At 74.4% G+C, this 9,201-nt stretch carries 8 protein-coding genes and 2 pseudogenes; 4 read left to right on the plus strand and 6 right to left on the minus strand.

Going from position 1 to position 9,201, the window contains the following annotated elements; all coding sequences use genetic code 11:
• Window positions 1-19 precede the first annotated feature (19 nt).
• The 4 genes from MUE36_11275 to MUE36_11290 are packed head-to-tail and all read right to left on the minus strand — an operon-like array spanning window position 20 to window position 3,650.
• Complete coding sequence (locus tag MUE36_11275; protein MCU0311509.1) at window positions 20-1,501, minus strand: hypothetical protein; 1,482 nt, start codon at window positions 1,499-1,501, stop codon at window positions 20-22.
• Window positions 1,502-1,538: 37 nt separating this feature from the next.
• Entirely contained in the window at window positions 1,539-2,171 is a 633-nt protein-coding gene (locus tag MUE36_11280; protein MCU0311510.1) for a TetR/AcrR family transcriptional regulator, read from the minus strand.
• Between the two features lie 40 nt (window positions 2,172-2,211).
• Window positions 2,212-3,018, minus strand: a complete 807-nt coding sequence (locus MUE36_11285) for an SDR family oxidoreductase (protein ID MCU0311511.1) — start codon at window positions 3,016-3,018, stop codon at window positions 2,212-2,214.
• Window positions 3,015-3,650, minus strand: coding sequence for an SDR family oxidoreductase (locus MUE36_11290; protein ID MCU0311512.1), 636 nt, complete (start codon window positions 3,648-3,650; stop codon window positions 3,015-3,017). The genes MUE36_11285 and MUE36_11290 overlap by 4 nt, the downstream gene beginning before the upstream one ends.
• A 181-nt stretch (window positions 3,651-3,831) precedes the next feature.
• Between MUE36_11290 and MUE36_11295 the strand changes: the two genes are divergently transcribed.
• Window positions 3,832-5,247 (plus strand): MFS transporter, encoded by a 1,416-nt coding sequence (locus tag MUE36_11295; GenBank protein MCU0311513.1) that lies wholly within the window; start codon window positions 3,832-3,834, stop codon window positions 5,245-5,247.
• Complete coding sequence (locus tag MUE36_11300; protein ID MCU0311514.1) at window positions 5,244-5,825, plus strand: hypothetical protein; 582 nt, start codon at window positions 5,244-5,246, stop codon at window positions 5,823-5,825. Before MUE36_11295 ends, MUE36_11300 begins: the two co-directional genes overlap by 4 nt.
• Before the next feature lie 30 nt (window positions 5,826-5,855).
• Here MUE36_11300 and MUE36_11305 read toward each other — a convergent pair whose 3' ends face one another.
• Complete coding sequence (locus MUE36_11305; GenBank protein ID MCU0311515.1) at window positions 5,856-6,560, minus strand: acyltransferase; 705 nt, start codon at window positions 6,558-6,560, stop codon at window positions 5,856-5,858.
• Between the two features lie 52 nt (window positions 6,561-6,612).
• Between MUE36_11305 and MUE36_11310 the strand changes: the two genes are divergently transcribed.
• The gene (locus MUE36_11310) at window positions 6,613-7,002 is read left to right on the plus strand and encodes a VOC family protein (protein ID MCU0311516.1); all 390 of its coding nucleotides are present in this window, start codon (window positions 6,613-6,615) and stop codon (window positions 7,000-7,002) included.
• A 126-nt stretch (window positions 7,003-7,128) separates the two neighbouring features.
• Window positions 7,129-7,749 (plus strand): annotated as a pseudogene (locus MUE36_11315) (patatin-like phospholipase family protein).
• A gap of 1,133 nt (window positions 7,750-8,882) precedes the next feature.
• Here the strand turns inward: MUE36_11315 and MUE36_11320 are convergent.
• A pseudogene (locus tag MUE36_11320) lies at window positions 8,883-9,164 on the minus strand (DUF222 domain-containing protein).
• Window positions 9,165-9,201: the final 37 nt, after the last annotated feature.

Here is a 9,201-nt window from a genome sequence, read left to right on the forward strand (position 1 = left end):
GCGAGCCGGCCCCTGCCGGTCAGGCCGGGGTGAAGAGGTTGACGTCGCCGTCGGGGCGCAGGGTCACCTTGGCGTCGACCCACTCGCCCTCCTCGAGCTCACCGAGCAGCGCGGCGTCGCGGGCCAGGGCGTAGGCCCGGCTGCCGTCGGGCAGCGTGCACACCGCGACGGCGTGGGTGGGTCCGTCGGCGTCGTGGACCACCGTGTAGGCGGCGATCGTCGCGACGCCGTCGGCGTGCGCCACGACCGGCAGCGGCGGGTGGGTGGTGGCGATCCGATCGGGGAGGTCCTCGGCCGGGAGGCGGACCTCGCCGGGCTCGGTGCCGTACACCGCGTAGACGTGCTTGGTCATGTGCATGCCCACGCCGCTGACCAGGCCGAACCCCCCGCCGTCGGCGCGGAGCGTGTCGACCATGGTGGCCACCGCGTGACCGGTGTAGTTGGAGCTCGGCCCGCCGAACGACGGCAGCCCGCCCAGCAGCGTGGGGGCCACCGGCCCGTCGACGGGGAGGCCGAGGGCGTCCATGGCGAAGCCGATGGCGCTGGTGAAGCAGCCGTACAGGTCGATGCGGGTGAGGTCGGCGGCGGTGATCCCCGCACAGGCCAGGGCTTCGGCGGACGCCGCCCGCATGGCCGGCGAACCGCCCATCTCCGGGTGCGACGCGACGTACACCGCGTCGCGGGCGAAGGCCCAGCCCCGCAGGTAGACACGGCGCTCCGGGGGCACACCCAGGCGGTCGGCCTCGGCGTGGGTGGTGAGCAGGGTGGCCGACGCCATGTCGACGTCGGGGAAGGCCGTCATGAGCTTCGTGTACGGCCAGGCCACCACCCGGTTGGCGGGCGTGGGCGTGAGGATCTCGTCGGCGGTGCGGGCCTCGGGGAACCATGCGCCGGGGTGGGTGGCGGCGACCTCGCTCATGCGGGCGAGCAGCTCGCCCAGCGACCGCCGGTAGGCGTCGGGCTCGGTGCCGTGGCCGGCGCGTCGCCCGCTCTCGAACAGCGCGAAGGTGAGCCAGGCCGGCATGATGCCGTGGGCGGCGTCGGTGGGCAGGAACCACTCGTCGAAGCGCACCGGGAACACCGGGTTCGGGTGGGGGAACGAGAACGGCAGGGGTTCGCCGCCCTTCTCGAGGCGCTTCTTGGTGGCGAGGGCCTCGCCGCCGGCCACCAGGGCCACGCTCGACTCGCCGGCGACGAGACGTTCGGCGGCGGCGTCGATCATCCTCTGGTGGGAGGTCCCGGCCAGGATCGACAGGGTGCGGTGACCGGGCCCGAGACCGATCCGCTCGGCGAGGCGTTCGGGTGGGTCGTCGTAGTCCCAGGTGGCGCAGTGCACGACCGAGAGGTCGTCGACGGCGTCGAGCACGGACCGCGCACCGGTGTCGCCGTCGGCCGAGCGGGCCATCCGGGCCCACATGTCGAGCGGCTCCGGGGCGGGCTCGTGGCGCCAGGTGTGCTGGGCCACGCCGATGATGCAGGGGGAGCGGGGGTCGGTCGTCACCCGGCAATTGTAGGCAAGTGAATTCAGGATTCCTGCATCAGGCCCGGACCCCGTCGAGCAGCACGGCGAGGTGGGTGTCGGCGATCGCCGCGCCCGCGGTGGGCCCTCCGTCGCTCACGTACTGCACGGCGGCCCACGCCGCGCCCTTGATGAAGACCCACACCAGCGCGGGGTCGACGTCGGCCCGGAACGCCCCGGACCCGACGCCCTCGCGCAGCACCTCCACCCAGAGCCGCTCGACCTTCCGGCCGGTCTCCTCGAGGTAGGCGAAGCGGGGGATCTGGCGCAGGTAGTAGCTGTCGTTGTGCGACAGCGTGATGGCCGCCCGGTTCTCGGTGAGTCCCTCGAACAGGACGTGCACCAGGTTGGTGAGCGTCGTCTCCGGGTCGTCGCCGGCGTCGATGACCGCCTCGTAGCGCGCCACCAGCCCGGTGAGGAAGGTCGACAGGATCTCGTCGACCATGGCCTCCTTGGAGTCGAAGTGGTGGTACAGGCTCCCGGCCAGGATCCCGCTGGCGTCGGCGATCTCGCGGACCGTGGCGTTCACGTAGCCCTTGCGGGCGAAGATGTCCGCGGCGACGGCGAGGATCTCGGCGCGCCGCTCCGAGGTCGCGACCTCGGTCGCGTCGACGTCCCGGCCACCCCCGGTGGCCGCTGCGGTGCTCCCCACGGCGCCGAGCCTAGAGGGCCGAGCCCGGGGGAGGGGCGGCTCACAGGGCGGTGAAGCGTCCGCCGCTGACGACCAGGGTCTGGCCGGTGACGTAGCGCGCCGCGTCGCTGCACAGCACGACCGTGGGCGGGCCGATGTCGGCGGCCGGGTCGCCGAACCACCCGAGGGGGATCAGGGCCCGGAGGCGGTCGTGCATGGACGGGTCGACCTCGAAGCGGTTCTCGAGGGCCGGGGTGACGGCGAGCGGCGCCACGCCGTTCACCCTGATCCCGTCGGGTCCCCACTCGCGGGCCAGGGCCTTCACGAAGCCGCGCTGACCGGCCTTGACGGTGCTGTAGAAGCCGAGCGGAGCGGAGGCGTCGATGCCGGCCGGGGACACCATGATCACGTAGCTCCCGCCCGCGGCCTTCAGGTGCGGGTGGGCGGCCACTGCGAGCCGGTACGACGCGGTGAGGGCCACCGAGGCGTGCTCGTCCCACAGGTCGAGGTCGGCGGTCTCGAGCTCGACCGGTTCGCTGGAGCGGTTGCTGGTGGCGTTGTGCACCACCGCGTCGAGCCGGCCGTGGGCGGCCACGAGCTCCTCGACCGACGCCGTCACGAGGGCGGGGTTGGTGACGTCGCCGCGCAGCACCGTCGCCGGCGGACCACCCAGGGCGGCGATCTCGGCGGCCACCGCCTCGCCGGTCTCGGGCCGGCGCACGCCGAGGCCGACCACCGCGCCGGCGGCGGCGGCGGCGAGGGCCACGCCGCGGCCCACGCCGGCGGCGGCCCCGGTGACGAGGACGACGCGGCCCTCCAGCAGGCCGTCGATGCCGAGCTCGGTGGGGCTCGGGTGTCGGGTGCTCACGGCAGCATCACCGTCCCCCCGTCGGCACCCAGCGTGGCGCCGGTCAGCGCCCGGCCGTCCGGTCCGGACAGCAGCGCCACGAGGGCGGTGGCGTCGTCGAGGGCGTCGCGGTCGGGCAGGGAGGCCGCGCCGAGCGACGGGACGGCGGCGCCCGCGGGGGCGGCGTCGCCGAGGAAGTCGGCCAGCGGGACGAGCACCACGTTGACCGTGATCCCCCGGGCCCCCCAGCGTCGGGCCGCCACCTTGGCCATCACGCGGATCGCCTCGACGGCGGTGCACAGCGCCACGAGCCCCGGAACGCCGATCGTGGCCGCCGACGGCAGGACCACCACGAGGTGCCCGCCGTCGGGGAGGTGGCGGTGGGCCTCCTGGAGCACCTGGAGGGCGAGGCGGATGGAGCGCTCACCGGCGGCGTCCCACGTCGCCTCGTCGAGCGTGACGAGGGGCGCGGCGACCGCCGCCGCCGGGTCGAGGTGGGCGAGCACCAGGGTGGCCGGGGCGCCGAGGTGGTCGACGGCGAGGTCGATGGCCGCCGCGGGGCTGACGGCGGTGCAGGGGTCGACGTGGGCGACGTCGGACCCTCGGGCCGAGAGCCGTTCGACCAGGCCGTGCGCGGCGGCCGTGGTGCCCACGACGAGGACGCTCGGGGGTCCGGGAGGCCCGGCGGTGCTGGTCGGCGCGGGCTGCCCGGCAGGGGGAGGCGACGAGGACATCCGGGCAGTGTCCCAGGTCGACGGGGGTGTCGGCCACGCCGAGCGGGAGCGTCCCGGCCGACCAAATGCGCGTTAGGGGATGGTGCCCTACACTGCCCGGGTGGACGTCCGCCAGCAGCGCCGAACCCTGTGGTCGACGCTCATGGGCATCTTCGTCACGGCGTGGCCCTCGGTCATCCTGATCGCCGCCCTGCCCACCATCGCCGCGTCGCTCGACACCGACGCCACCACCCTGGCGTGGGTCATCACGCTCCCGTTGCTGGTCTCGTCGGTGCTGTTGCCCACCTTCGGCCGGCTCGGCGACCTCCACGGCCACCGCCGGGTGTTCCTGTGGGGCCTGGGCCTGAGCGTCGTCACGGCAGGGATGACCGCTCTGGCGTGGGACGCCTGGTCGCTCATCCTCTTCCGCACGCTCAGCCAGACCGCCGGCGTGGCCACGGTGCCCACCGCCATCGCCCTGATCATGGCGGCCTTCGAGCCGAAGGACCGGCCCCGGGCGCTCGGCGCGTGGTCCGGGGTCACCGCGTTCTCGCCGGCGCTCGGCCTGATGTTCGGCGGCCCGCTCGTCGCCGCCCTCGGGTGGCGGGGGGTGTTCGTCATGCAGATGCTGTTGGCGGCGGCGTTCTTCCCCATGTGTCGGCGGTGGCTGCGCGAGACGCCGCTGGCCGAGCGGGTGCGCTTCGACGTGCTCGGCGGGGTGAGCCTCATGGTGGCCAGCGGCTCGGTGCTGTTCTTCTTCGACCGCGCCGCCGCCTGGGGGTGGACGCACCCGTCGATCCTGGTGGCGGCGTTGGTGTTCCCCGTCGCCCTCGCCGTGTTCGTGCGCGCCGAGCGCCGCGCCACCGACCCGTTGCTGCCCCCGGGGTTGTTCCGGTCGCGGCAGTTCAACGCCCCGGTGGGCGCCGAGGTCCTGTCGATCGTGGCCGGCAACGGCGCCTTCTTCGCCGCGCCGCTGCTGCTCACCGAGGTGTTCGACACCTCGGTGGTGTCGACGTCGTTCCTGATGCTCCCGCTGCCGTTGGGGATGGCCGTCGGGTCGCCGGTCGGGGGGCGGGTCGCGGTCCGCCTCGGGGAGCGGGCGGCGGGCACCATCGGCGCGGTCGCCATGACCGCCGCCATGGGCCTGTTCCTGGCCGGCTTCGTCCTCGAGGACCTCGTCGTCTTCGTCCTCGGCCTCGTGGTCATGGGCCTGTCCCACGGGATGATGCGCCCGGCCACGGCGTCGGCCGCCGGCAACGCCCTGCAGCCCGAGTTCTTCGGGGTCGGCATGGCCACCATGCGGATGACGTCCCAGCTCGGCGGGGCGGCCGGCATCAGCATCGCCGTCACCGCCACCGCCCTCGGCGGCTTCGGCTGGTACTACGCGATCGCCGCGGTCGTCTCGTTCGCCTCGGTGGTGGTGGTGCGCTTCGTGATCTCCCAGCGTCCCCCCGTCACCGCCGAGGCGCGCTCGGCGGCCGACGATCTCGTGGAGACCGAGACGGCGCTCACCATCAGCCCGGTGATGGAGGGGTGAGCCCGGTCGCAGCCATCGACGTGTTGATGGTCTGCTCGGGGAACACCTGCCGTTCGCCGATGGCGATGGTGCTGCTCGCCCACCATCTCGGCGCCGCCGGGGTGAGCGCCCGGGTGCACTCGGCGGGCACCCTCGGCTGGGGCGGACCGGCCACCGCCAACTCCGTGGCCGTCATGGCCGAGCGGGGCCTCGACCTGTCGGGCCACGAGAGCCGCCGCCTCGACGCCGGCCTCGTCGTCGGGGCCGACCTCGTGTTGGGCATGACCCGTGACCACGTGAGCGGCGTGCTGATCCACGACCCCACCGCGGTGGACCGGACGTTCGTGATCGGTGAGGTGGTCCGCCTGGGGCGGTCCGTGGGCCCGGCGCGGCCGGGTCGCCCGTTGCGGGCCTGGACCGACGCCGTGGCCGCCGCCCGCCCGTCGGGTCGGGCCGTGGGGCGCTATGCCGACGAGGTGGCCGACCCGGTCGGTGAGCCCCTCGACGTGTACCGGCGCACCGCCGACCAGCTCGACGCCGTCACCGCCGGGCTGGCCGAGCTGCTGGCCCCCGCCGTCACCGCCGAGCTCGCCGGCTGAGCGGGCGGGGCGAGCGAGCCGGGGCCCCGGTCAGCTGGTGGGCGGGACGCCGACCGGCCAGCCGGGGGGCACGTCCAGCGAGTGGGCCAGGGGCGGCACCCACCCGTCGGCCTCGCTCCACTGGCGCACGACCCGGGCCGGCGTGCCGGCGATCACGCTGTAAGGAGGGATGTCGCCGCGCACCACCGCGCCGCCGGCCACGGTGACGTGGCGGCCGATGGTGGTACCGGGCAGGACGATCACCCCGGTGCCGAGCCAGCAGCCCTCGCCGATGCGGACGTCGGCCTGCTCGGGCCACTGCTGCCCGATCGGCAGCCACAGGTCGGTGTAGGTGTGGTTGTGGTCGGTGATGTAGACGTTCGGGGCGATGGTGACGTCGTCCTCGAGGACGATGGAGGACAGCCCGACCACGAAGCCGCCGCGGCCGATCGAGCACCGGTCGCCGATGGTGATCACCGGGTCGCAGACGTCGGGGAAGGTCTGGGCGGGGAACCCGGCGGCGAGGGACACCTCGGCCCCGATGGCGCAGCGGGCCCCGATGCGCACCGCCTGCGGGCCGATGACGTCGCCGGGCGGGAAGGCGATCGAGCTGCCCTCCCCGAAGGCGCCGAACCGGCGGGCCCGGGCCGACCCGGCCCGCACCTTGCCGACGTCGTGGGCGAGCGCCCAGGCGCCCTGCACCGTGGCGGCGAGCGTGTCTCGGGCCCGGCGGGCCAGGGCTTCGGGGAGCGGCACCGCCGAGACCGTAGCCAACGTCGAGCACCTCTCCTGTGCGAAGGTGGGCGGGATGCCCGCCGATCCCGGCCCGATCGAGGCGCTCTCCGCGGTCACGTTGGTCACCGCCGACATGGCCGCGTCGGTGGCGTTCTACGAGGCGGTGGGCTTCGAGTGCGCGTACGGCGGCGCCGATGCCGCCTTCACGAGCTTCCGGGTGGGCCCGACGGCGTTCCTCAACCTCCAGCTGGTGGCCGGCTGGCGGTCCCCGGCGCAGGTGTGGGGGCGCACCATCGTGTGGGTCGACGACGTCGACGCCGCCTACCACCGGGTGGTGGCCGCGGGGTACGAGCCGGCCATGGCCCCGTCGGACGCCCCGTGGGGGGAGCGCTACTTCCACGTTCCCGACCCGGCCGGCCACGAGCTGAGCGTCGCCCGCCCCCTCGACCCCCAGCGAACCTGACCTTCGGTCCTACCCCGGGCGGCGGGCCCCCCGTACGGTGATCGTGGAAGGGCCTCGCCGTACCGGTGTGGGCCAGCGACACGCGAGCCCGGTTCCGGTCGCGCCGATCGGGGAAGAGATGAGCGAATGAGAGTCGGACTGGTGCTCGGTGGTGGTGGGGTCGTGGGTCTCACGTACCACGCCGCCGCCCTGGTGGCGCTCGAGAAGGAGCTCGGTTGGGACCCGCGGCGTGCCGACGTGATCGTGGGGACGTCGGCCGGGTCGCTCGTCGGGGCGATGCTGCGCCGGGGTGTCCCCGCCGCTGACCTGGCCGCCGTCACGGTGGGCGGGACGCCGGTCGAGCTCCCCGGTCACGTCGTCGACGGGCTGGCGGAGCGACCCGAGTTCCCACCGTTCGACGTCCGTTCGTACCTGCGCCGCCCCCGGGCCCCCAACATGAGCCTGTTCACGAGCTGGACCCGCCGCCCGTGGCGGGTCGATCCGCTGGGGGCGCTCATGACCCTGGTGCCCGACGGTTCCCTCGAGCTCGCCGAGTACACCGAGGCGCTCCACGGGATCCTGGCCGACGAGTGGCCCCACGAGCAGCTGTGGGTGACGGCCGTTCGCCAGTCCGATCTGAAGCGGCAGGTGTTCGGGCGTGACCTGTGGCCGTCGCTGGCCGATGCGGTGCACGCGTCGTGCTCGATCCCCGGGTACTTCCGGCCGGTGCGGATCGACGGGCACCGCTACGTGGACGGGGGTGTGCGTTCCCCGACCAACGCCGACGTGCTGCGCACCCAGGACCACCTCGACCTGGTGATCGTGGTGTCGCCGATGTCCGGGCACGACCTCGGGTCGCTCGGCCGCCTCGACCGCGAGGGCATGGTGCGGCGCTACGCCAAGGGCAAGCTCGACGCCGAGGTGGAGCGCCTGCACAAGGCGGGCATCCCCGTCGTCACCATCGAGCCCGGTCCCGACGTGGTGACGGCCGCCGGCATCGACTTCATGAGCGACGAGCGGGGCGAGGAGATCGCCGAGGCCACCGCGGTCGACACCGCCGAGCAGGTGGGTCGCCCGTTCGTCCGCACCCTCCTGGCCGGCCTCTCCACCGGCATCCCCGACTGACGAGTCCCCGCGTCGGAGGCTGCCGCGTGCACTGCTGAGGACCGGGCCCGTTCGTCTGCCCGCACCCTCGGCCGCCCCCCGATGCGCCTCGCTGCCGGTTCCGCCAGAGCGGCGTGGCCGGCGGGAAGGGCCGGCTCGACCGGTGGGACCGGGCGGGGGCCGCGCAGGGTCGTGCGCTGCGCTGCGCTGCCCGAGTCGCCCGAGTCGCCCGAGTCGCCCGAGTCGCCCGAGTCGCCCGAGTCGCGCCGTGCCGTGCCGTGCCGTGCCGCGCCGTGCCGAACCTTCACGCACCCGGCCCGGCCCGGGCTGATGGACGCCTCGCCCGGGACGGTTGCTCAGCTCGTGTCGGCGGCGAAGAGCGGGACGGGTTCATGTTTGGCATTGGGCGTCGTGGTTCGTGGGATGCGGTCGCGACCTCGATGCGGCGCCCCGTTCGTCATGTTGGGCGGATGAGGTGGCGGCGGCGGTGGTGACACCAGCCCGGGTGGGGGGTGGTGGTGGGGGTGGCTGGTGACGGTGGTGGTGCCGGTGGGGTTGGTGGCGTGGAGCGCGCTGTTGGGATCACCGGACAGTGCCCAGCCGCCTTCGTGGACGAGGTGGTGGTGGTGCCAGCACAACAGGGCGAGGTTGGCGGTGGTGGTCGGTGATGGCCAGGGGGTGATGTGGTGGGCGTGCAGGAAGCGGGTCGAGGTGCAGTTCCCGAAGCGACAGCGCCCGTCGCGGCGCATCAGCACCCGCCGCATCGCCGGGGTGACCACCCGGGCGGTGGTGCCGACACCGACGGCGATGCCGGCGCGGTCCTGGACCACCACCTCGATCCGGCTGTCGCAGAGCAGCCGGCGGGCGGTCTCGGTGGCGAGGGGCTGGCCCGTCTCGAGTTCGGCGGTGGCATCGGGGTCGTCGTCGCAGATGGCGGCGAGCTCGACGACGGCGACGACGGTGGCCCGGTCGGGATCGGTGTCGGCGGCGAGGGTGGCGCCGGCGAGGGCGAGGAGGCCGTCGGCGCGGCGTTGGTCGGGGGTGGCGGTCGTCTCGGTGTGGGGGTCGCGTGGTGGCATGGCGCGTTCGACGGCGGTGAGGAGGCGGGCGCCTTCG

This window comes from Acidimicrobiales bacterium, assembly GCA_025455885.1.
Taxonomy (GTDB): Bacteria; Actinomycetota; Acidimicrobiia; order Acidimicrobiales; family Acidimicrobilacustridaceae; genus Rhabdothermincola_A.